This is a genomic window from Corynebacterium pacaense (genome assembly GCF_900169525.1).
In the GTDB taxonomy this organism is placed as follows: domain Bacteria; phylum Actinomycetota; class Actinomycetes; order Mycobacteriales; family Mycobacteriaceae; genus Corynebacterium; species Corynebacterium pacaense.
In genome coordinates this window covers 1336378-1358134 of record NZ_LT821239.1, presented here as the reverse complement: position 1 = coordinate 1358134, position 21757 = coordinate 1336378, and the positions used below count along the sequence as shown (strand labels likewise).

19 protein-coding genes are annotated in these 21757 nt (G+C 65.0%); 3 read left to right on the top strand and 16 right to left on the bottom strand.

Translation table 11 applies throughout. The annotated features are described in order from the left end of the window. Positions 1–47 precede the first annotated feature (47 nt). The 14 genes from B7E02_RS06430 to B7E02_RS06365 form a co-directional block, all read right to left on the bottom strand. Complete coding sequence (locus tag B7E02_RS06430) at positions 48–716, bottom strand: cell division protein FtsQ/DivIB (protein WP_080794087.1); 669 nt, start codon at positions 714–716, stop codon at positions 48–50. Between the two features lie 7 nt (positions 717–723). Then, on the bottom strand, positions 724–2103 hold the full coding sequence (gene murC / locus B7E02_RS06425) for a UDP-N-acetylmuramate--L-alanine ligase (RefSeq protein WP_218672384.1): 1380 nt from the start codon (positions 2101–2103) through the stop codon (positions 724–726). A gap of 126 nt (positions 2104–2229) precedes the next feature. Then, positions 2230–3312 (bottom strand): undecaprenyldiphospho-muramoylpentapeptide beta-N-acetylglucosaminyltransferase, encoded by a 1083-nt coding sequence (gene murG / locus B7E02_RS06420; RefSeq protein ID WP_080794084.1) that lies wholly within the window; start codon positions 3310–3312, stop codon positions 2230–2232. Between the two features lie 34 nt (positions 3313–3346). Further along, on the bottom strand, positions 3347–4876 hold the full coding sequence (locus B7E02_RS06415; RefSeq protein ID WP_080794083.1) for a peptidoglycan glycosyltransferase FtsW: 1530 nt from the start codon (positions 4874–4876) through the stop codon (positions 3347–3349). Between the two features lie 9 nt (positions 4877–4885). Further along, the gene (gene murD / locus B7E02_RS06410) at positions 4886–6298 is read right to left on the bottom strand and encodes a UDP-N-acetylmuramoyl-L-alanine--D-glutamate ligase (protein WP_080794081.1); all 1413 of its coding nucleotides are present in this window, start codon (positions 6296–6298) and stop codon (positions 4886–4888) included. A 3-nt stretch (positions 6299–6301) separates the two neighbouring features. Next, a complete protein-coding gene (gene mraY / locus B7E02_RS06405; protein ID WP_080794079.1) occupies positions 6302–7402 on the bottom strand; it encodes a phospho-N-acetylmuramoyl-pentapeptide-transferase in 1101 nt (366 codons plus the stop codon). Between the two features lie 6 nt (positions 7403–7408). Continuing rightward, a complete protein-coding gene (locus tag B7E02_RS06400) occupies positions 7409–8929 on the bottom strand; it encodes a UDP-N-acetylmuramoyl-tripeptide--D-alanyl-D-alanine ligase (protein ID WP_080794077.1) in 1521 nt (506 codons plus the stop codon). A gap of 9 nt (positions 8930–8938) precedes the next feature. After that, positions 8939–10483, bottom strand: coding sequence for a UDP-N-acetylmuramoyl-L-alanyl-D-glutamate--2,6-diaminopimelate ligase (locus tag B7E02_RS06395; protein WP_080794074.1), 1545 nt, complete (start codon positions 10481–10483; stop codon positions 8939–8941). Between the two features lie 52 nt (positions 10484–10535). Then, positions 10536–12629 (bottom strand): peptidoglycan D,D-transpeptidase FtsI family protein, encoded by a 2094-nt coding sequence (locus B7E02_RS06390; RefSeq protein ID WP_080794073.1) that lies wholly within the window; start codon positions 12627–12629, stop codon positions 10536–10538. A gap of 8 nt (positions 12630–12637) precedes the next feature. Then, the gene (gene ftsL / locus B7E02_RS06385) at positions 12638–13429 is read right to left on the bottom strand and encodes a cell division protein FtsL (protein ID WP_245802177.1); all 792 of its coding nucleotides are present in this window, start codon (positions 13427–13429) and stop codon (positions 12638–12640) included. A gap of 13 nt (positions 13430–13442) precedes the next feature. Further along, positions 13443–14441, bottom strand: coding sequence for a 16S rRNA (cytosine(1402)-N(4))-methyltransferase RsmH (gene rsmH, locus B7E02_RS06380; RefSeq protein WP_080794071.1), 999 nt, complete (start codon positions 14439–14441; stop codon positions 13443–13445). A 239-nt stretch (positions 14442–14680) separates the two neighbouring features. Then, positions 14681–15112, bottom strand: a complete 432-nt coding sequence (mraZ, locus tag B7E02_RS06375) for a division/cell wall cluster transcriptional repressor MraZ (protein ID WP_080794069.1) — start codon at positions 15110–15112, stop codon at positions 14681–14683. Positions 15113–15670: 558 nt separating this feature from the next. Next, entirely contained in the window at positions 15671–16060 is a 390-nt protein-coding gene (locus B7E02_RS06370; RefSeq protein ID WP_080794067.1) for a DUF3040 domain-containing protein, read from the bottom strand. 168 nt (positions 16061–16228) lie between these two features. Further along, complete coding sequence (locus B7E02_RS06365) at positions 16229–16654, bottom strand: SAV_6107 family HEPN domain-containing protein (protein WP_080794065.1); 426 nt, start codon at positions 16652–16654, stop codon at positions 16229–16231. 190 nt (positions 16655–16844) lie between these two features. Between B7E02_RS06365 and B7E02_RS06360 the strand changes: the two genes are divergently transcribed. Further along, entirely contained in the window at positions 16845–17477 is a 633-nt protein-coding gene (locus tag B7E02_RS06360; protein ID WP_080794063.1) for a GNAT family N-acetyltransferase, read from the top strand. Between the two features lie 9 nt (positions 17478–17486). On the opposite strand, the gene B7E02_RS06355 is transcribed toward B7E02_RS06360, so the two are convergent. Beyond that, the gene (locus B7E02_RS06355; protein WP_080794480.1) at positions 17487–18488 is read right to left on the bottom strand and encodes a methylenetetrahydrofolate reductase; all 1002 of its coding nucleotides are present in this window, start codon (positions 18486–18488) and stop codon (positions 17487–17489) included. Between the two features lie 231 nt (positions 18489–18719). Between B7E02_RS06355 and B7E02_RS06350 the strand changes: the two genes are divergently transcribed. Continuing rightward, positions 18720–19820, top strand: coding sequence for a polyprenyl synthetase family protein (locus tag B7E02_RS06350; RefSeq protein ID WP_080794061.1), 1101 nt, complete (start codon positions 18720–18722; stop codon positions 19818–19820). A gap of 3 nt (positions 19821–19823) precedes the next feature. Next, positions 19824–21341 (top strand): alpha-(1->6)-mannopyranosyltransferase A, encoded by a 1518-nt coding sequence (locus B7E02_RS06345; RefSeq protein ID WP_080794059.1) that lies wholly within the window; start codon positions 19824–19826, stop codon positions 21339–21341. Between the two features lie 28 nt (positions 21342–21369). Here the strand turns inward: B7E02_RS06345 and B7E02_RS06340 are convergent, their stop codons facing one another. After that, a complete protein-coding gene (locus tag B7E02_RS06340) occupies positions 21370–21747 on the bottom strand; it encodes an Rv2175c family DNA-binding protein (RefSeq protein WP_080794057.1) in 378 nt (125 codons plus the stop codon). Positions 21748–21757: the final 10 nt, after the last annotated feature.

The following is a 21757-nucleotide window of genomic DNA, read 5'->3' as shown; positions in this document are numbered from 1 at the left end:
ACTACAACTTTAGGGTTATTGAGGTGCGAAAATACCCGAGACACACTCTAGCGGACGGTCACCATCGACGGGGAGCTGATATTCCATGATCCCCCCTCCCGCTTGACAACCGTGGCCAGTGCAACGGCCTTGTCGTGGTTGTTGTCGGAGGAACCCCAGTAGATCTCCCTGCCGTCGGTCAGATGCAGGGAGATGTCAAACTGGTCGGGAGCCTGGATGTCGGCGATCAGCGTCCGCAGTTGCGGATCCTGCGCGTCAATCGCGGCGAGAACCGCGGTGACGGCGGGGAGCACATCGGGATCATCCTCCCGCGCCCCCCTGACTTCAATACTCCCCGGTGGCGGTGTGCCGATGATGATCGCACGCCCGCTGGTGTCTATGACATGATCTCCGTCTCCACGGCGCACGAAGACCGCCGCCTCGCGTTCCACCAGATCAATCTGCACCGTCGACGGCAGGCGCCGGTTGACCGTCACCGACTCGACCCACGGCAGGGCGGCGATCGAGGTGGCGGCCGCGGTGGCATCCATGCGCAGGAGATTGCTCCCCTCCGCGATCCCGGAGACCTCCTCCACTTCCGTAGGATCGGTCCGCGTGGCCCCGGTGATCTCGATCGAGCCCACCCGGAACACGGGGACGAACCACGTCACCGCGGCGCCGATCACGACGAGCAGTATCAGGGCGACGATGGACCAGGTAACGGTCTTCCTCCGCATCCCGACCCTATCCCCGGAGCTCGTGGAAGATCTCCGGAGCCAGCATGGTCACCGACCCGGCACCCATGGTCAGAATCAGATCACCCGGACCCGCGATCTCGAGGATACGAGCGGGCACTGCCGAGAAGTTCCTCTCGAAGACCACCGGCACGGTGACGTTATCGGCGATGATCTGAGAGGTGACGCCCTCGACCGGACGTTCACGGGCACCGTAGATATCGAGCAGGACAACCGAATCCGCCAGAGAGAGCGCCTGTCCGAATTCCTTGTGGAACTCGATGGTGCGGGAGTACAGATGCGGCTGGAATGCGACGATGACACGTCCCCTTCCCGCCGCCTTCACCCTCTCCCGCGCGGCGGTGAGCACGGCGGTGACCTCGGTGGGATGGTGGGCGTAGTCATCGAATACCGCGGCGCCGTCAAAGGGGCCACCCTCGACGATTCCGTGCAGCTCGAACCTGCGACGCACTCCGGAGAAGTCACTGAGGCCCTCCGCGAGCCTGTCCAGGTCCCCGCCTGCCAGGTGGCCGGCCAGCAGGGCCGCGGCACCATTGAGCACCATGTGCTCACCAGGGATGCGAAGAACGACGTCGAGGTCGCGACCATCGATGTCGATGGTCGCCCGGGTACCCTCCGCAACCACCTCGGTGCGGGTGACCACCGCCGCCGCGGGCACGGAGGGATGCCTTTCCGCAGCCGCGGCCGTACCGTATCCGATCACGCGGATTCCCTTGTCCAGGCTGCGTTCGCCGAGTGCCCCGGCATGCTCGTCGTCCAGGCACACCACCAGGGTCCCACCCTCGACGATCCGCGCGGCGAAGTCGTCGAATACCGCGAAGTAGGCCTCCTCGGTCTTGAAGAAGTCGAGGTGATCGGGCTCGATGTTGGTAACCACGGCCACATCCGGACGGTAGCGGAGCAGCGAGGCATCGGATTCGTCGGCCTCCGCGACAAAGACCTCCCCGGTGCCCTGATGCGCGTTGATGCCCGCCTTGTTGAGCTGCCCGCCGATGGCGAAGCTCGGGTCCATTCCGGCGGCCTGCATCACCACGACCGTCATTGAGGTGGTTGAGGTCTTTCCGTGGGTGCCGGCGATCAACACCTGCCGGTATCCCTCCAGAAGTTCGGCGAGCAGGTCCGAACGGCGGATGATCGGAATCCCCTCCTCGCGTGCGCGCACGAGTTCCGGGTTGTCCTGTGGGATGGCGGCGAAGGAGGTGACGACGACGGTGGGCAGCTGCCCGGAGAGTTCAAGGTTTTCGGCCTTGTGTCCGACGGCGATCCTGGCGCCGACCGCGCGCAGGGGAAGCAGCGTCCTGGACTCCTTGACATCTGAACCCGTGACCGTCTTTCCGCGGGCGAGCAGGATTCTCGCCACACCGGACATACCGGCGCCGCCGATCCCGATGAGGTGAACCCGGGACAGGTCGATCTTGCTTTTTTCCGGACTTGAGGGCTCATTCACGGTGACCACCTTAGTTGGTACTTTGGGTTCTTGCGGAAATAAGGAGTTTTAGTTCTTCGCGATCGCGTTGACGATCCGTTCGGCGATGACACCGGCGGCGTTGCCCGCCCCCGATGCCGTGGCGGCCGCGGACATCGACCCCGCGACCGCGGGGTCGTTAAGAATCTCGTGGATCATCCCACCCAGGATCTCCGGGCGCAGATCGTCATCCCTGATCATCCGAGCCGCGCCGGCGTCGATGACGGCGCCCGCGTTGAGCGCCTGTTCGCCATTGCCGTGCGGCAGGGGGACGTAGATCGCCGGCAGTCCGGCGGCGGTGACCTCGGCGACGGTCATGGCACCGGATCGGCAGACAATCAGGTCCGCCGCACTGTAGGCCGCCTGCATGTCCTCGATGAAGGGCACGGGGACGTACCCCGGCTGCGGGTTGGGCAGCGGGTTCTTCTTTCCCACCGCGTGCAGAACCTGGAAACCGGAAGCGAGGAGTTCGGGCAGGACGGGTTCCAGGGCGGTGTTGATGCTTCTCGCCCCCTGCGATCCTCCGGTGACCAGGATGATCGGGCGCCCGTCCTCCAGCTTCCACTGCTCGTGGGCGCGGCGCGCGGCAGCCTTGTTGGAACCACCGGTCAGTTCGGCCCGAATCGGGATCCCGACCACCTCCCCCTTCATCCCCGAACCCGCGACCGCATTGAGCCCGACGCCGCCCAGGCGCACCCCCAGCTTGTTCGCCATCCCCGCACGAGCATTGGCCTCGTGGACGAAGAAGAGTAGTCCGAGCTGGCGTGCGGCGAGGTACGCCGGGGCCGAGACATAGCCACCGAAGCCGATCAGGGCATCGGCACCGACCTCCCGCAGGACCGCCCTGCTCTGATTGACAGAGCGCAGCACGCGCGCGGGTAGTTTGAGCAGATCGACGCTGGGTTTGCGCGGGACGGGCACCGGCTCGATCAGCCGGAGATCGAATCCACGGGCCGGGACGAGGGAGGTCTCCAGCCCCCTGGCCGTACCCAGTGCACTGACCCGGGCGTTGTGGTTGTCCCTGAGAGCCTCCGCGACCGCCAGGGCCGGTTCAATGTGTCCGGCGGTGCCACCGCCTGCAACGACGACAGAAAACTGCGTGCTGTAACTCACGTGCGTGAAGCTCTCCTACCTTGAATTCCTGCTGCTATCGACGGTAACGGTTGTCCCGGTCATCCGGTGCCCTGCGCGGATACCCCGGTTCCCTGGAACGCTGGGGTGAGGGTCGGTTTCTGAGGCTACCAGTTGTTCCGGAGGGATCCTTCGACGCCTCCCTCGTGGGACGGCGGGCCGTGACCGGCTCGCCGAAACGCTCCCTCGACGCCGCGGCACGGTCGCGCCCGGGGTTGTCGTTGCGTGCAGGTTTGTCCACGGGCGCGTTTCTCGAGGTCAGTTCGGAGGTGGGTTCGCGCAGCATCAGGAGCCGGTCGATGGTGGGACGACCGTAGGAGGCCATCGCGGACACCGCCTCCGGCTCGTGTCGCGCGGCGTTGGCCAGCAGCCCCATCGATGCCAGGGTGATGATCGCGGAGGTACCGCCGGCGGAGATCATCGGAAGCTGGATGCCCGTGACGGGGAGGAGCCCGACGACGTATCCGATGTTGATGAACGCCTGGGAAACCACCGCCGCGGTGAGTGTCGCGGCCATCAGACTGAGGAAGGGATCATGACTGCGCAGCGCGGTGCGGAGTCCGAAGAAGAGCAGCACCGCGAACAGGGCGATCACCAGCGCGCCACCCAGCAATCCCAGCTCCTCACCGATGATGGCGAAGATGAAGTCGTTCTTGGCCTCAGGGAGATAGAACCACTTCGCCCGTGACTGGCCCAGCCCCACTCCGGTGGCTGAGCCATCGGCGAGCGAGAGGAACCCCTGATAGGACTGGAAGGCGGTACCCCTGGTGTCCGTGAAGTTGCCGAGCAGGGCATCGAAGTAGACCGAGAATCGGTTCGATCGAAACCCGCCACCGAGTGCCAGTGCGGCCATCCCGAGGAGGACGGCGATACCGGCAACGACGATCCAACCCATAGCGATACCGGCGAAGAACAGCATGAACAGCACCACGATGAGGAAGGAGACGGCCATGCCGGCATCGCCTTCCATGGAGATCATCAGGGTCATCACACCGGCCACCGCCGCGAACCTCATGTAGTGGTTATTCAGCCAGTGGGTGGCCGGTCCGCGGCCGGCGAGGTAGTGTGCGCCCCACACGGCGATCGCGACCTTGGCGATCTCAGAGGGCTGGAACTGCAGCGGTCCGAGCACGATCCATGACTGGGAACCCACCTCCTCACGTCCCGTGCCGATTCCCGGTATCTGCACCGCGATCAGCAGCACGATCGAGATGATGAGCAGCGCGGGTGCAAAGGTGCGGATGGTCTGCGGGCGCACCATCAGACACACCCACATCGCGGCGAGGCCGACGACGATCATCACCGCCTGGCGCAGGGCGGTGCCCCAGACGCTACCGCCCTCCCAGATCGACCACGTCATCGACGATGAATAGACCATCACCACGCCGATCGATGTCAGGGCGATGACGGTGAACAGGATCATGATGTAGTCCGTCAGCGGCCGGGACAGGACGTCTCTCCACGCACCGACGATCCGGTCGCGCAGCCGGAGACCGGTCGCCGATCTCACGGGTTCCGTCCGTGGGGGGACTCTGCTGCTGGTCATTGCTTTGTCCTATTCTTCCGGAGCCTGGGAAATGTGGCGCTTCAGTGCCACCGCGAAGATGTCTCCGCGCTGCCCCATTCCCTTGTACATGTCCAGGGATGCGGCGGCCGGGGCCAGCACCACGGTGTCGCCCGGTTCCGCGATTTCCCACGCCCGCGAAACCAGGTACTCCATCGCCTCGACCGGGTCGGTGGAGTCGGTGACATACACCCCCGCCTCGGGGGCGTGGGCGCGCAGGGAGTCCACGATAGTGCCGCGGTCCACCCCGAGCACGAGCGCCGCCTTGATCCTTCCGGCGTGACTGCGCACGAGTTCCGAGATGTCCGCGCCCTTGAGCTGGCCACCCAGTATCCAGATCACCGACTGGTGGCCCTCAAGTGCCGAGTCCGCGGCATGCGGGTTGGTGGCCTTGGAATTGTCAATGAATACGATGCCGCCCGTGTCGGCGACGATCTGCCCGCGGTGCCCCGCCACCTCGAATGTGGACAGTGCCTCGGCGATGGCGGAGGCGGGGACACCCTGGGAACGTGCGATCGCGGCGGCCGCGAGTGCGTCGAGCACCCCCGCGGCCCCCGGGGGACTGATCCCGTCGGCCGGTGCCAGCTCGAGGTTGTCGGCGAAGGCGTTGTCCACCAGCTCCCCTGCCCGGACACCGAGCTGCCCCCGCATCGGCTCCGACTGGGTGAAGCCGATCGGAGAGGCGATGTCGATCTCCCGCGCCAGTGACACCAGGTACCGGTCATCATCGCCGATGACGGCGACCCGGCCCCTGAGCGCCCTCGTCTTGGCCAGAGCGTAGGCGCGGAAGGATCCGTGCCAGTCGATGTGGTCCTCGGCGAGGTTGAGCACGACGCCTGCGTCTGGCACCAGTGTGGGTGCCCAGTGCAGCTGGAAACTCGACAGCTCGGCCACGAGGACATCCACGCGCTCCCTGCCCGCCAGTGCAGCGGTGACGGGGACTCCGATGTTTCCCACCGCGCGGGCCGCGAATCCGCCGCGCACCATCATCGCGGCGAGCATCGCGGTGGTTGTGGTCTTGCCGTTGGTGCCGGTCACCGCGAGCCAGGTGCGCGGGGGACCGAAGGTCCCCGCGCGGTCGAGCCGCCAGGCCAGTTCCACGTCCCCGATCACCTCGAGTCCCGCGGTGGCGGCGTCGACAAGCAGCGGGGTGTCCGGGCGCCACCCCGGGGAAGTGACAACGAGACTGAAATCCGAGATCTGCGAGCGCGCTGCGGCGGTGGACATCTCCATCGCCTCGGTGATCTCAACAACCCGCGCGCGGGCGGTCTCATCATCGTCGGCGACGACCACCCGCAGGCCGAGTTCGCGGAGCATCGCGGTTGTACCCATTCCCGATACCCCGGCCCCGGCGACGAGGATGGTTCCCCGGAGCTCCTCGGGCAGTGTGCTGTTCTCAGTCATGTCCTACACCTCCGCCAGGGAGAGCCAGTCCCCGTAGAATATGGCGGTACCGGCGAGCACCGCCATCACTGCTATCAGCCAGAAGCGCACCACCACGGTGGTTTCCGCCCAGCCAAGTGCCTCGAAATGATGGTGAATCGGTGCCATCTTGAACACCCTCCTGCCCCTGGTCTTGAACACAGCGATCTGGATGGCCACGGAGGCGACCTCGATGACGAAGAGTGCGCCGATGACGATCATCAGCAGCTCGGTTCTGGTGACCACAGACAGCCCCGCGATGAGTCCACCCAGTGCCAGGGACCCGGTGTCGCCCATGAAGATCTTGGCCGGTGCGGCGTTCCACCACAGGAATCCGAGGGTGGCGCCGAGACCCGCGGCGCACAGAACGGCGATGTCCAGGGGGTCCCTGACCGTGTAGCAGCCCGCCTCCACGGCGGTATCGCAGGAGTTGCGGAACTGCCAGAAGGTGATCACGGTGTAGGCGCCCATGACAAAGGCGGTCGCACCGGCGGCCAGTCCGTCGAGACCGTCGGTGATGTTGACGGCGTTCGACCAGGCACTGACCACGATGTAGATGAAGATCAAGAAGACGATGGTGCCCAGGATCCCCCCGCCGAAGGCCAGATCGACGGTGTCGATGTCCCGGATGAAGGAGAGCTGGGTCGAGGCGGGTGTGAGACCGTTCTCGTCCCGGAACTGGAGGACGAGCAGGCCGAACACCAGCGCTATGACCAGTTGGGAGATGAGTTTCGCAGTCTTGTTCAAACCCAGGTTCCGCCCCTTGTAGAGCTTGATGAAGTCATCGGCGAAACCGGTCGCCCCGAGACCGAGGGTCAGCCCGAGCACCAGCAGGCCCGAGGCGGTGAAACCACCGTAGCCGGTGGAGTAGGTGTAGATGTTGGTCACCAGGTAGGCGACCACGATTCCCGCGATGATCGCGATACCACCCATGGTCGGGGTGCCGCGTTTGCGCAGGTGCGACTGCAGTCCCTCCTCCCGGATCTCCTGCCCCAGGTGCCTGCGGGTGAAGTACCGGATGAGCAGTGGTGTGAGGAATATGGAGACCAGGAAGGCGATGCCCCCACTGATGATGATCTGTTGCATTCTTCTCTATCGTCCTCTCACGATCCGGGCTGTCTGACTGTCCCCGGAATTGGAGCCAAGCAGCTGTTCCGCGGCACGCCACAGCCCATCCGAGTGGGATGCCTTGACCAGCACCACGTCCCCACCCCTGATCTCACCGCGCAGGAGCTCTACCGCCGCATCCACGTCCGCCACCAGGTGGGTGCGAACGCCGTGCTCACGCGCGGATTCAACCATGGCGAGCGTATTCGGGTTCTCACCCACGGCCACCAGTCCCTGTATATGATACTTCGCCAGCTGCAGCCCGAGGTCGCTGTGCGCCCCGGTTGCCTCACCGCCGAGTTCCGCCATCTGGCCGAGCACGGCCCAGCTGATCGACTCGGAACGCGCACTCGCGGTGTAGGCCAGTGCCGCTATCGCCGCCCGCATCGAATCCGGGTTGGCGTTGTAGGAATCATTGATCACGGTCACCCCGTCGGCACGGGTGCGCACATCCATGCGGTTGGCCGAGGCCGCCGCGTGGCGCGACAGTGCCTCCGCGACGTCCGCCGCGGCCATTCCGGCCTCCACGGCCACCGCTGCGGCTGCGAGTGCATTTGGCACCTGGTGCGCGCCGAATACCTGAAGCCGCACCGGCCACTGCCCCTCCCTGGTGTGGAGGATGAACCGGGCACGGGCGACGTCATCGAGCACCACATCGCTGGCCCAGTAGTCCACTCCCCTGCCCTGCTGGTTCTGGACGGAGAATCTGACAACCCGGGCGCGGGTGCGTTCGGCCATGGCGTTGACGAAGGGATCATCGGCGTTCAGCACCGCCACGCCACCCTGGTCCGCGGGTGGCAGCGCCTCCACCAGCTCCCCCTTGGCGCGGGCGATGTTCTCCCTGGAACCGAATTCCCCGAGGTGTGCGCTACCGACGTTGAGCACCGCACCGATCCGCGGCGGGGCGATATGCGTCAGGTGCTCGATGTGGCCGATGCCCCGCGCCGACATCTCTGCGACCAGGAAGTCGGTGGATGTGGTGCAGCGCAGGGCCGTGTAGGGCAGCCCGACCTCATTGTTGAATGAGCCGGGTGGCGCGACGGTCTCGCCGGCGGTGGCCAGCACCGTCGCGATGAAGTCCTTGGTTGATGTCTTTCCTGCGGAACCGGTCAGGGCGACCACGGTCAGACCATGCTCTCCGGTGGCGAGGTCCACGACGTGCCTGGCAAGCAGCGACAGGGCCGCCACAACCGCGGCCCCGTGCCCCTCGGGATCATGTGCGTAGATGTCGGCATTGGAATCGGTCCCTGGCACGGCGGGCACGATGATCGCGGGTGCGTCGACCTCACGGGCGGCGAGGGTGGCCACCGCGCCCTTCTCCGCCGCGGCGGCGGCGAACTCGTGCCCGTCCACCCGCGCACCCGGCAGCGCCAGGAACAGACCGCCCGGGGTGATCGCGCGGGAATCAAACTCCACGGTGCCCGTGACGGGTGTGTCCGGCGAGGCGCCACCGCTGAGACGTCCACCGACGATGTCGGCGATCTCTCCCAGAGTCAGTTCAATCATGGCCTAGACCTACTTTCCTTCGCTGCCTTTGTGGAGTCTCCGCGACAGGGCGTCACGCACCTGTTCACGGTCATCGAAATGGTGGGTGACTCCGGCCACCAGCTGTCCCACCTCATGTCCCTTGCCAGCTACCACAATGCCATCACCGGAACGTGCCCACTCGGTGAGCGCGGAAATTGCCTCGGCCCTATCACCGACCTCCCGGATCTCCACCTTCCGGCCACTGTTCTTTGACTCGGCGTCAGCGGCCTCACGGGCCCCGGCGAGCACGGCGGCCCTGATGGTGGCCGGATCCTCCGAACGCGGATTGTCATCGGTGACGATGACAAGGTCGGCGCGCTGGGCGGACATCGCGCCCATGGGTCCGCGCTTGCTTGGATCACGATCCCCGCCCGCGCCGATGACGACGCCGAGCCGGCCGTCCACCTGGGAGCGCAGGGTATCCAGAACCGCCGCCACCGCCGCGGGCTTGTGCGCGTAGTCGACGACGGCCAGGAAGTCCTGGCCCAGGTCGATTCGCTCCATCCTGCCTGGGACGGTCACGGTGGCCAGACCCCGTGCGAAGGCTTCCGGGTCCACCCCGATGCGGTAGGCCGCCGCCAGGGCGAGTGTGGCATTGGCAACGTTGAAGGCACCCGGAAGTGCCAGCTCCACCCCGACGACCCCGTCATCGGGAAGGTGCACGGTGAAGTGCTGCGTACCCGATTCACCGACCTCGACCTCCCCCGCGGTGATGTCAGCTTCTTCCCCCATGCTGCCGACGGTGAGGGCATCGGCTGCGACCTCGGCCATCCTGCGCCCCCAGGAATCATCGATGCACACCACCGACCTGTCCGCAGCCAGCGGCGAGTCGGCGCGAAAGAAGAGGGCCTTGGCCTCGAAATAATCCTCCATCGTGGGATGGAAGTCCAGATGGTCCTGGGAGAGGTTGGTGAAGGCGGAGACATCGAAATGCGTGCCGGCGACCCGACCCAGCGACAGTGCGTGACTGGATACCTCCATCACCACGTGGGTGACCCCCTGATCACGCATCTGTCTGAACAGCGCCTGCAGCGTCGGCGCCTCCGGAGTGGTCAGTTTGGTCGGCACCGGCCGACCGTCGATGCGGGTGCCGGTGGTGCCGATCAGACCGACAGTGTGCCCCGCGGCCATCAGTCCGCGTTCCAGCAGGTAACTGGTGGTGGTCTTTCCGGAGGTGCCAGTGACCCCGACCAGCACCATCTCCCGTGAGGGGTCACCGTAGATGCGTGACGACGCCTCCCCCAGCACCTTCCGGACGTCCGGCACGGTGACCACCGGACGGCGATCACCCGCGCGGGCGAGGATTGCTGCACCCTCGGCGTCGGTAAGCACCGCCACCGCCGACGCCGCATTGTCCCGGGTCGCGAACTCGGCACCGTGGACGTGGGTGCCCGGTACCGCCGCGAAGATCGCGTCGCGGTCGGCGAGCGAGGCGGAATCGAGTCCGATGTCGGCAATCTCCACCGTCGGATCGGCGCCCTCGGACAGGGTGCCTCCGATTGTGCGGGTCAGGTCCTCTAGTGGGATGGACACGGTTTCTCCTCAGGTAGTGGGCTTTTGTTCAGGAACGAGTTGATGGCGGACCCTAGGAACCGGCCTGCAGCAGCAGCGGGTCGGCGGGACCGGAGAGTGGAATGTTGTCACGGTTGAGCAGCCAGGTGGCGATGTCCTTGAACAGCGGTGCCGCGGACTGGCCGCCACCACCGTGGACTCCGCGCTCGGGCTCATCGAGCATGATCGCGACCACGAAGCGCGGATCATCCGCGGGTGCGATTCCCGCGAAGGTGATCCAGTACTCGGAGTTGGAGTAGGCTCCGGTGTTCTCATCGACCTTCTGGGCGGTGCCGGTCTTACCCGCGATCTGATAGCCCTCGATGGCCGCGTCGGGGGCGGTGCCCTGCTGCACACCGGTGGGATCGGACTGGGTCACCCCGCGGAACATGTCCACGGTGGTGCGTGCCGCCTCCGGGCTGACCACCTGAACCCTCTTCGGTTCCGGTTGCTCGATCTCATCGCCCTGGGCGTCGACGACCTTCCTGATGATCCGCGGTTCGATCCGCTCGCCGTCATTGGCCAGCGCCTGGTAGACGCCGGCCATCTGCAGCAGCGTGATGGACATGCCCTGCCCGATGGGCAGGTTCGCGAAGGTGCCGCCCGACCATTGTTCCCGCGCCGGCAGCAGTCCCTGTGACTCGCTGGGCAGTTCAATACCGGTGGACTGTCCCAGACCGAAACGGTCGAGATAGTCGGCGAAGCGGTCCTCCCCGAGACGGTCCGCGAGCATCAGGGTGCCCACGTTGGAGGACTTGGCGAAGATGCCCGCGGTGGTATAGGGGGCGACCCCGTGGTCCCAGGCGTCCTTGACCGTGACGCCGGACATCTCGATACTTCCCGGAACCTGGTGCACCTCGGTGGGATCGCTCAGTCCCTCCTGGATGATCCCGGAGGCCGTGATGATCTTGGCCACGGAACCCGGTTCGAAGGGGTGCGTCACCGAGGAGTTGTCGAAGCTCCTGCCCCGTTCGATCTGCTTGGCGGTGTCCTCGTTGGGGTTGATGGTGTCCGAATTCGCCATGGCCAGGACCTGGCCCGTCTCCACGTCCAGCACCACCGCGGAGGCACCGTCCGCCCCGGAATTGGTCTTGGCCTGCTCCACGGCCTGCTGGACGTAGGTCTGCAGATCAAGATCGAGGGTCAGTTCGACATTGGCGCCATCGATGGCGGGGACCTGGTCGCGCAGGGTGCCGGGAATGGACTGGCCGAAGATGGAGACATCCGAGGTGGAGCGTCCGTTGAAACCGGCGAGCTGGGAATCGGAAGAGGCCTCCAGACCGAACTGGCCGTCGCCGTCCATGCTGATGCGGCCGATGACGTTCTCGGCGACCGCACCGTTGGGATACTGCCTGATGTCCTGATGGTCCGCTGCGACGCCGTAGAGCTCGGCGGAGATCTCGGTTGCGATATCGGGATCGACGTTGCGGACGAGGACCTCGTACTGGGAATCCGCGTGCAGTTTGTCCAGGATCTCATCGACATGGATCCCCGCGGTGTCCTTGCCGTGTGATGAGATGATCTCGGGGATGCGCCGCGCGGTGTTTTCCAGGGCTTCCTCGACCTTGTCCGAAATGAAGGCGGAGCGCCGGTCGGGGTCCATCGCCAGATAACCCTCGCCCTCCGCGATGGTGACGTAGGGCTCGACCCGGTCGGGGTCGGTCTCCTCGGCCGCCACCCTGAGGGCGAGATCGATCCGTTCCCCCAGTTCCGAACGCATCACAATCGGTGAGACGGTCAGGGAGCGGGCCTGCATCGTGTAGGCGAGCTGGTTCCCCTCCCGATCGGTGATCTCGCCACGGCGCGCGGGATCGACGTAGACCCGGGTGCGCTGTTCCGAGGCGTGCACCGCCAGGTCGGGTCCCCAGACCAGCTGGACCCAGGCAAGTCGACCGATCAGTGCGACGGCCAGCAGCAGCGCGATCGCTGTGATGATGTTGACGCGGTGTCTGCGGGCACCGCCGTTGTAGATTCCCGGACGGTAGGTCGCGGATGGTTCCGTGCCGACGGCACCGGATCGACGCCTGAGCTCACGCTCGCGGGCCGCACGCCTGCTCTCGTCCCGGTACGCCGAACGACGGGACGTGTCCGAACGTCCCGCGCCATCGCCGCGATTTCTTCCATCCATCGGGTGTGTCACTGCCCGACGCCACCCGCCTGCCCGCCGGTGCCCCTGGTCGTGGCTGCGTAGGGAACCGCACCGGCGGTTGAATTGGGCTGGTACGGCGGGTTCGCGGTGCCCCGTGGAATCGCCTGCAGATTGTCGGTCACTTCACTCGTTTCATCCGGGTTGCTGGAGGCTCTGTTCGGCCGTGCCTGTTCACCATTGATGTCAATAATAGGACGAGTCTCCGGATCCGCGGGCCGCTGTTCAACGATGTCGCCGTTTTCCTCAACCGCCAGAACCCCCGGTTGGACCGGGGAGACCATGCCCATGCCCTGTGCCGCTGCGGCGATGGTGGAGGCCGCGCGTGCGTCCTCGACATCGCGGTTGAGTGATTCGATTCGATTGTTCAGATCCGTCTCCTGGGAGTTGAGCTCCTGGAGGCGGAAGGTCTGCTCCGTGGTCATACCCGAGAGTCCCATGGAGATTCCGACGCCACTGCACAGCAGGAACACCACGATGGCGAAGAGCCTGATCAACCTGGGATCCGCCTTCGGGGCGACCACCCGCCGACCACGGACGGAGATCACCTGCTGCGAGCCAGTCTTGTGCTGCAGCTTGCGCGTGCGGGTGGGCTGCAGCCCCGGCTTGAGCAGACCCCGGGTGGAGTGGGTCCGCTCCGCGGGCACGCGTGGCGGGGCTTCGTTGAGCGTTGAGGTGGAGTAGTCCCTGCTCGACAGGACCTCCCGGTGATCGCGTGACTGCGAACGCCGATCGCGTGCGGGTTGCCTCTGTTCGGCTCGGGAGCCGCGGGTCATGGTCATGGTGGTCTCCTGACTACTTCTCGGCGATTCTTTCAATGGCGCGCACACGAACTGGTGCGGCCCTGGGGTTGTCCTCGATCTCCCGTTCAGAGGCAGTTTCAGCGCCCCTGGTGACCTGTTTGAACAGCGGTGCGGTCCCTGGCAGATCGACCGGGAGGCCGGGCGGAGTCGTCGAGGTGGTCAATTCGGTGAAGTATTTCTTCACCAGCTTGTCCTCGTGCGACTGGTAGCTCATGAACACCGCTCGCCCACCGACGTTGAGCGCTCCGGTGATCTGTGGAAGGACCCTTTCCAGGGACTCGAGCTCATTGTTGACCTCCACGCGCAGCGCCTGGAAGGTGCGCTTGGCAGGATGGCCCCCGGTTCGCCGGGTTGCTGCGGGAATCGTCTGATAGAGCAGTTCAACCAGCCGTGCGGAGGTGGTGAAGGGCTCCTTCTCCCGCTCTCGGAGCACCGCGGATGCGATCTTTCCCGCAAAGCGCTCATCGCCGTAGGTTTTCAGCACCCTGGCCAGATCACCGTGGGAATAGGTGTTGAGGACATCTGCCGCCGTGATTCCGCTCGTCGGGTCCATCCGCATGTCCAGGGGTGCGTCCGCGCGGTAGGCGAATCCCCGCTCGAGCTGGTCGAGCTGCATGGATGAGACCCCAAGATCGAACAGCGCCCCGGAGATTCCCTGGTCGCGTGCCAGTTGCACAAGTTCGCCCTCGCCGTGCGCCAGAATGTCCGCCAGACCGTCGAAACGCGTGCCGATGCCCAGGAACCTGCCACCGAAGACCGCGAGCCGGTCCCGTGCCCCGTTCAGCGCCGCCTCATCGCGGTCCAGACCGATCACATTGGCCAGTGGGAAGGTGGTGAGAAAGAACTCGCTGTGCCCGCCGGCGCCCAGGGTGGCGTCGATGATGACCGCACGCTCCCCCATGGCCTGAACCTTCCCGGCGATCAGTGCGGCCATCCGTTCGCGCATGACGGGAGTGTGTCCGTGGTTGCTTTCAGTGGAGTGCTTTTCCATGGTGACGTCCCTCCCCCTGGTTTTCTGGCGATTGTCTCTGTGTCCGGTACCTGTGCTCGTGGACAAAAAAACTGCGCGACAATCCTTTATTCATGTCACGCAGTTCCTCGCCCGGACCTCACGAAGTGCGTACAGGGCCCCACTCGAGAAATCGATCTGATGTCGGGGAAGTACACCAGAGCGACCCTCTCGAGCAGAGTCCATACACGCGCTCCCGACCGGTGCTCCCGTCTGCGTTCCTAGAGGAACCCATCGAGAACATCCTCATCGGCCGCAGAGAACGCAGCCTCTGTCTCGTCCTGGTATGCGGCCCAAGCCTGTGCATCCCAGATCTCAAGAAAATCCACCGATCCAATGACCACGCACTCCTTGCTCAGCCCCGCATAGTTGCGGTGCGAGGCGGAGAGCGTGATTCTCCCCTGACCGTCGGGCCGTTGCTCATCCGCACTCGCTGCGAGATTTCGGATGAAGGCTCGCGCCTCGGGGCTCGTCCTGGAAACCGCCGCCGCCTTTCGTGCACGGGCGGCGAACTCCTCCTTTGGATAAACCGCGAGACTGTGATCCTGGCCTTTGGTGACCATCAGCCCACCGGCCAGCTCCTCACGGAACTTCGCCGGCAGCGTCAGCCTGCCTTTGTCATCGAGCTTGGGGGTGTAGGTACCAAGGAACATTCCTTGTGTCCCCTTTCCCTGAACTCGCAGACACCGGGTTGATCAGCTTGTCTCTTGTGCGGCACATGGAGCCCCCGGTTGAGAAGCCCATCTACCACTGTCGCCCACAATACCCCACTTTCCCCCACCTGAATCAAGTGCCTGCGGCAAAATGACCCGATCCGCCAACAAAAACACAGGTCAAGGCAAATAAAGTCCGGTGGGGGATGGGTGTGTGGGACGCATTGCGTCGACACCCTACTGCACATTGATCATGTTTCTTCCCAGCAGACACAGGCAGCACCTGACACACTTGCACCCCATAACCCCCAGCTGTTTGCCGCTTGCTGCGGTTTTGCGATCCGGATACCGCACTGCCGCAAACCGGTGATGGAATCCGGATCACGATCGGTGGGGACAAGTGGGGATTGTGCGTCAGCGCACCGAAATACCGAAAAAAGGCAGAGAAAAACCCGGAAAACCAGTCATGGTTTTCCGGGTTGGAATCGCTGTCCCCCTACCAAGGGACGCGAGAGGTCTCAGACGGCGATCACAGGCTCGATGAAACCGCTGCGGAGACTACTGCCCCTCGAAGCGGCGACGGAAGTTCTCCTCCATCTTGTCCCCGATTGATGATCCCCCGGTCGCCCCCGCCGCCGACTTCTTCGACGCGGCAGACGGGACGGAACCAACCGAACCGCCACCCCGAAGCATCCAGACACCGGATCCGAACATCACCAGGAATCCCAGCACACCGAGTGCCGCGAACCACAGTGTCTGCTGACTCAGTGCGACACCCGCAACCAGAAGAACAAGGCCGAGCACGAAAAGCGCGATCCCGCGAAGGCTCAGGCCTCTCCCACCGAGACCTGTCTCTTTTGCAACCGATTTCCCGAACTTCGGGTCATCAGCCATCAGTGCCTGCTCGATCTCACGCAATGCCCGTTGCTCTTGCTCTGAAAGGGCCATGCCGTCCTCCTCCTAGGTAGTAGAGACCTTTTATCGTCTATACCTTGTTAACGACCAGATTAACCGGATTGTTCCCCACTTGGCCAAACGGGAAAACACCCGGCGCCACATCACACCCACCCGGTTGCCATGGGCCTCCGCCGCGGTCCGATCCGTCCACCCCACACCCTAGGCCGCGGACGGGAGCCACCCCGCACCGCGCTCCCCCTCGTCCAGAAATGCCCCGACGCGAGAGAGAAAACCATCGATGTACTCCTCGCTCAGGTTCACCTCCAGCCCGCTGGAGGCACGGGAGCGGATACGGGAGAATGCGGAGAGCTCGGTGGCCCAGTCAGCGGCCGCACCATCAACCAGTGCCAGCTGGTTCCACGCTCCCCGTGGCTTCCGCTTTCGCTTCGACACCGGACTGGCCGCGATGATGGCACCCGCGGTCCGCAGTGATGAGCGGTAGCCGAACTCGAGCGCGAGTGACAGGTCCCCGGCGCGACGGTACTGCCGTGCCTGATCGAGAAGGATATTGGCCTTCTCCAGAAATTCCGCACTCCTGCCACCGGTCGCGGTAAATCGGGTTGTTGCTGAAATAATCTCACCCATCACCCTCACTCCTTCCCTTGCCTGCACTCGGCCACCGGGTGACCCCGTCTTCCTATGACACTCAACCTAGATGCACCGGTGGACAACCTGGTTTCATTTTAGAACAAGTTTTCTATATCGTCAATGCTGGAAACGGCCGTTCTCCCCTGAATTCAGCATCTGAATCGCGGGGACGTGGTTGGATGGGAATGTGTCACCCACCATCCGCAGATTGAGCACTCCAGAGTTCACCGTCAACGCTCCGACTCTCGTTGATATCTACATCAGGGCCATGAACTACGACCCGGCCATTCGGGATGCCCGCATCGGTGTCTGGCGGCGAAATGCGCTCAACCCGGGGTTCACCGCGGTCTGCGCCACCTTTGATGATGCCGTGGCGGGCATTGCCTACGGCTTCACGGGATCACCGGATCACTGGTGGCAGCGCCAGTTGCGCCGTGGACTCAGGGAACATGGTGGCCCCACCCCGGACCAGGTCGATCTCCTCCATGACTACTTCGAGGTGGCGGAGGTCCACGTCCTCCCCTCTCACCAGGGACGTGGAATCGGCCGTTCGATGATGCGCGAGCTTCTGGGGAGCATTCCCGCCTCCGCCGCGATCCTGTCCACACCCGAGGTCGCCCACGAGGACAATTACGCCTTCGGGCTCTACCGCTCGCTGGGATTCGGCGATCTCCTGCGGCACTTCAGATTCGACGGTGACCAGCGGGAGTTCGCGGTGCTCACCGCCCCACTCCCACTTCCCCTTGCGGCAGGCGCACCGGGTTCACCGAATCCCGGTTCCGGCGGGCACTCCGTGGGGGGTGCGGACCGGGCGTCGTGAGGCATGCGCTCAGCGCACGGCATCCTGGCCGAACTCCGCACCCCAGGCCGGGGCCATCCCGAGATTGTGCAGAACCTCCTGCGTCGCGCGGGTGAAGTTGAGCGTCATGAAATGCAGATCCGCCACCCCCTCCGAGATCAGTCGCTCCGACATTTCCGTCGTTATCTCGATACCGACCTTGCGAATCTCATCGCGGTTGTGCTCCTCATCGCCCGCGGCGGCCCGGAGCAGCCGCTCCTCCAGGGCACCGGGCAGTTTCGCACCGGAGAGCTCAACCTGACGGCGCACCGAACGCAGGCTGGTTATCGGCATCAGGCCCGGGATGACCGGCTTCGATCCGTGCTCGGGATCGGCGGCGACGAGCCTGTCGCGCAACCGGAGAAAGTCCTCGACGTCGAAGAACATCTGCGTGATCGAGTATCCCGCCCCCGCCCTGAGTTTCGCCAACGTGTACCTGGTGTCCTCCTCGAGATCCCGCGCACGGTAGTGCCCCTCAGGGAAGGAGGCGATACCAATGTCGAACTGCGCGCACTCGGGAAGCTCATGTACAAGGTCGATCAGCTCGGAGGCGTAGGACAAGCCTCCCGGCGCCGTCGACCAGTCACCGAGGGGATCTCCCGGGGGATCTCCGCGCAGTGCGAGCAGGTTGGTCAGACCCAGCTCCGCATATTCGCGCAGGATCGCCTCCAGCTCAGCCCTGCTGTGATCAACGAGCGTCAGGTGCACGAGAGTGGTCAGTGGCTGACGGGACAGCCTGCGTGCCACACGAGCGGTCCGTTCGCGCGTCGATCCACCCGCCCCGTAGGTAACGGAGACGAAACTCGCCCCGAGGTCATGGAAGACCTCGGCGGCGCGGTAGAGCCGCCCCTCGGCGGCATCATCCCGCGGGGGCATGAACTCCACGGAGAAAGGAACCCGTCCCGGGACCGGCCGGCTGAGAACCTCACTGATGGACCACTGGCTCGATGCCGGAATTGGTCTAGGATGTGAATTCTGCTCAGGTTTCAGCATCGACTGCTCCGAGGAGGCGGAGATGTTGGTTGACGGCATGCCTGGGTATCTTAAATTATGTGGGCGCCACAGATGGTACCGCCACAGGCATTTATTCATCCATGACTCCCCCGGGGCTGAGACCCGCGCCGGAACCCGAAATCTTTCAACGAACAGTTCACCGGGGACCCGCTCGCATGTCCCCGAGAACACTGACCTGAACCGCCTTCAACCGGGAAGAGGATACCCCCTTTGAGCAGCTTCGATGCCCACGATCTCACACTCGACCGGATCCCCGGCGTCGTGGCCGGGCGATTGACCCGGTATCTGGACTCCCGGGCCGGCGACATCGCCGTCATAGGCGCCCCGGTCAGTGCCGCGGTGGAACATCTGCGCAGTTTCGTCCTCGGCGGCGGCAAACGTATCCGACCCCTCTACGCCTGGGCCGGCTTCCTCGCCGCACAGGGTCCGCAACGCGCCGAGGAGCGCCTGGAATCGGTGCTGGATGCGGCCTCCAGCCTAGAGTTCATCCAGGCCTGCGCACTGCTCCACGATGACATCATCGACTCCTCCGATACCCGGCGCGGCAGACCCACGGTGCACCGGGCCGTCGAGACGCAGCACGGAAGCCAGGGACTCCAGGGGGATTCCGCGCACTTCGGCGAATCCGTGTCAATCCTCGTCGGGGACATGGCGCTGGTGTGGTCCGAGGACATGTTCCAGGACTCCGGACTCAGCGCACCGGCCCTCGCACGTGCACGCGAGCCCTGGCGCGCCATGCGCACCGAGGTCATCGGTGGTCAGCTCCTCGACATCTCTCTGGAGGCGACCACGAATGAATCCGTCGAACTCGCCGACGCGGTCAACAGATTCAAGACCGCCGCCTACACCATCGAGCGCCCCCTCCATCTCGGCGCCGCCATCGCCGGCGCCGATGCGGGGCTGATCACCGCCCTGCGCGGCTACGGCAGGGACATCGGCGTCGCCTTCCAGCTCCGCGATGATCTCCTCGGGGTCTTCGGCGATCCCGTGGTCACCGGAAAGCCCGCGGGTGATGATCTGCGTGAGGGAAAGCGCACCGTGCTGCTCGCTCTGGCGCTGAAGCTTGCCGACGCCCACAACCCCGACTCCGCCACCGCGATCCGGGAGGGGGTCGGTCGGGTGAGCACCCCCGCCGACATCGCAGAGCTCGCCGGAATCATCCGCGAGACAGGGGCGGAGCGGGAGGTCGAGGAGCGCATCACCCGATTGACCCGGTCCGGCCTAGCCCAGCTCGAGGACGTCGGCCTCCCGGCCGATGTCCGTGAGCATCTCGAGCATCTGGCGATCCGGTCCACCGAGCGACGGATGTAGCCGATGTCAACGACACTCTCCGCCCCAGCGGCTTTCCAGATCCGTGGCAGGTCGCTGAGCCCGGTGGGCCTCGCACTGACCGGCTCGGTGCTGCTCACGCTCGGTTCCTTCGGCGCCGGTGCGATCCGCTATCGGGGCGGGGTCCTCGATGCGCTCGGGTTGGGCTTCCTCGCCTACGGGCACGGCCAGGGACTGTCCAATGCCGTCTTCGCGGTGGGGTTGCTCCTGACCATCCTCACCTGGGTGCTGCTCGGCCGCTGGCTGCATCAGTCCGGGCGGACGGCGGAGATCCGGCTGCGCACGGTGCGAAACGTCCTGATCGCCACGGTCTCACCCCTGCTCCTGGCCGCGCCGATGATGTCGCGGGATGTCTACTCCTACCTGATGCAGGGAGCCATGCTCCGCGATGGATTCGACCCCTACACCGAGGGCGCGGCCGTCAACCCCGGCCCCATGCTCCTCGAGGTCTCCCACGACTGGCGCAACACCACCACGCCCTACGGCCCGCTGCATTTGTGGATCGGCGATGTGATCACCTCCATCGTCGGCGACAACGTCACCCTCGGGGTGCTCTGCTACAAGGTGGTCTCAGTGATCGGTTTCATCGCCATCGCCTACGGCGTCTCGGGTATCGCGGGATACTTCAACTCCGACCGTGCCCTCGCCCTCTGGATCGGTGTGGCCAATCCCGTCATGGTCATCCACATGATCGGGGGAATGCACAACGAGTCCATCATGGTGGGCCTGGTCAGCGTCGGAATTCTGCTGGTACTGCGCCGACGTTTCATGGCGGGGGTGGCGCTGATCGCAGTGGCCACGGCGCTTAAGGCCACCGCCGCCATCGCCCTGCCGTTCATGGTGTGGATCGGCATGCATCAGCTCGCGGCGATTCTGGTTGCGCGAAGAAGCCGGACCCGGCCGGGGACAGGTCAGTATCTGATCGCGTTCGTCATCTCCGGTGGACTGGCGGTCCTGGTCACCGCGGTGGTGGTCAGTCTGATCACCTGGGCCTCCGGCGCATCCTGGGGTTGGGTCAGCGAACTAACCGGAAACTCCAAGGTGATCAATCCCCTGGCCTTCCCCAGCCTGATCGCCGGTTTGATCTCCATGGTCGCCCAGCTGTTCACCTCCGACTTCAATTACAACGCCGTCCTCGCGGTGCTGCGATCGGTCTCCATGGTCATCATGCTCGCCGGCTTGGTGACAACCTGGTGGCTGTTCCGGAAGTCCCCCCGGCGCGCCGTCATGGGAACAGTCGCGGCCTACGGAGTCGCCTTCGTTTTCAACTCGGTGACGCTGCCCTGGTACTACGCCAGCATGATCTCGCTGGTGGGCACCTTCCGGCCCCCGGCGCGGCTGATGAAATTCATCACGGCAGCCTCGGTGTTCATCGCTCTGGCCTTCACCAGCAGTGGAAACCATCAGCTCTACAACATCCCCTGGGTGCTGGTGACCGCCCTGATCGCCTGGGGCGCAGTGCAGACGGTGTTCCCGAAAAACCCCGCCCCGGCGCTGGACTGATCGCCCTGCCGGGGTACGGGACGGCGGTCTACAGGCCCATCGCCTGGGCCCTGCGCATCACCTCGCGCGCCAGATACCCGTGGAGCGCATCCACGGGGCGGCCGGGCAGCGTCTCGTCCTCGGTGAAGAGATAGGCGATAATCTCCTCATCGGAATAGCCGCCGTCCGCCAGCAGCGCGATGACACCGGGGACGAACCGGTTGGTTGACGCCTTCTTCTCCCCGCGGTTGAGAAACGCCTCGGGGATGTAGCGCACACCCTGCCTCTGGACCGCGATGAGTTTGTGCTCACCGAGCAGATCCATCACCTTGGTCACCACCACCCCGAGTCGCTCGGACACCTCGGGGATGGTCAGCAGCGGCTCATCGACGGGCAGGACATCATGGGATACGGGATAGGAACTCACAGAAACAATC

Excerpts from the sequence above, each read along its gene's own strand:
- mraZ (WP_080794069.1), bottom strand. The coding sequence starts at position 15,112 with ATGTTCCTTGGTACCTACACCCCCAAGCTCGATGACAAAGGCAGGCTG.
- murC (WP_218672384.1), bottom strand. The coding sequence starts at position 2,103 with ATGTCCGGTGTGGCGAGAATCCTGCTCGCCCGCGGAAAGACGGTCACG.
- rsmH (WP_080794071.1), bottom strand. The coding sequence starts at position 14,441 with ATGGAAAAGCACTCCACTGAAAGCAACCACGGACACACTCCCGTCATG.
- B7E02_RS06365 (WP_080794065.1), bottom strand. The coding sequence starts at position 16,654 with ATGGGTGAGATTATTTCAGCAACAACCCGATTTACCGCGACCGGTGGC.
- murD (WP_080794081.1), bottom strand. The coding sequence starts at position 6,298 with ATGACTGAGAACAGCACACTGCCCGAGGAGCTCCGGGGAACCATCCTC.
- B7E02_RS06370 (WP_080794067.1), bottom strand. The coding sequence starts at position 16,060 with ATGGCCCTTTCAGAGCAAGAGCAACGGGCATTGCGTGAGATCGAGCAG.
- B7E02_RS06355 (WP_080794480.1), bottom strand. The coding sequence starts at position 18,488 with ATGCTGAAACCTGAGCAGAATTCACATCCTAGACCAATTCCGGCATCG.
- ftsL (WP_245802177.1), bottom strand. The coding sequence starts at position 13,429 with ATGACCATGACCCGCGGCTCCCGAGCCGAACAGAGGCAACCCGCACGC.
- B7E02_RS06415 (WP_080794083.1), bottom strand. The coding sequence starts at position 4,876 with ATGACCAGCAGCAGAGTCCCCCCACGGACGGAACCCGTGAGATCGGCG.
- B7E02_RS06390 (WP_080794073.1), bottom strand. The coding sequence starts at position 12,629 with ATGGATGGAAGAAATCGCGGCGATGGCGCGGGACGTTCGGACACGTCC.
- B7E02_RS06400 (WP_080794077.1), bottom strand. The coding sequence starts at position 8,929 with ATGATTGAACTGACTCTGGGAGAGATCGCCGACATCGTCGGTGGACGT.
- mraY (WP_080794079.1), bottom strand. The coding sequence starts at position 7,402 with ATGCAACAGATCATCATCAGTGGGGGCATCGCCTTCCTGGTCTCCATA.
- B7E02_RS06430 (WP_080794087.1), bottom strand. The coding sequence starts at position 716 with ATGCGGAGGAAGACCGTTACCTGGTCCATCGTCGCCCTGATACTGCTC.
- B7E02_RS06345 (WP_080794059.1), top strand. The coding sequence starts at position 19,824 with ATGTCAACGACACTCTCCGCCCCAGCGGCTTTCCAGATCCGTGGCAGG.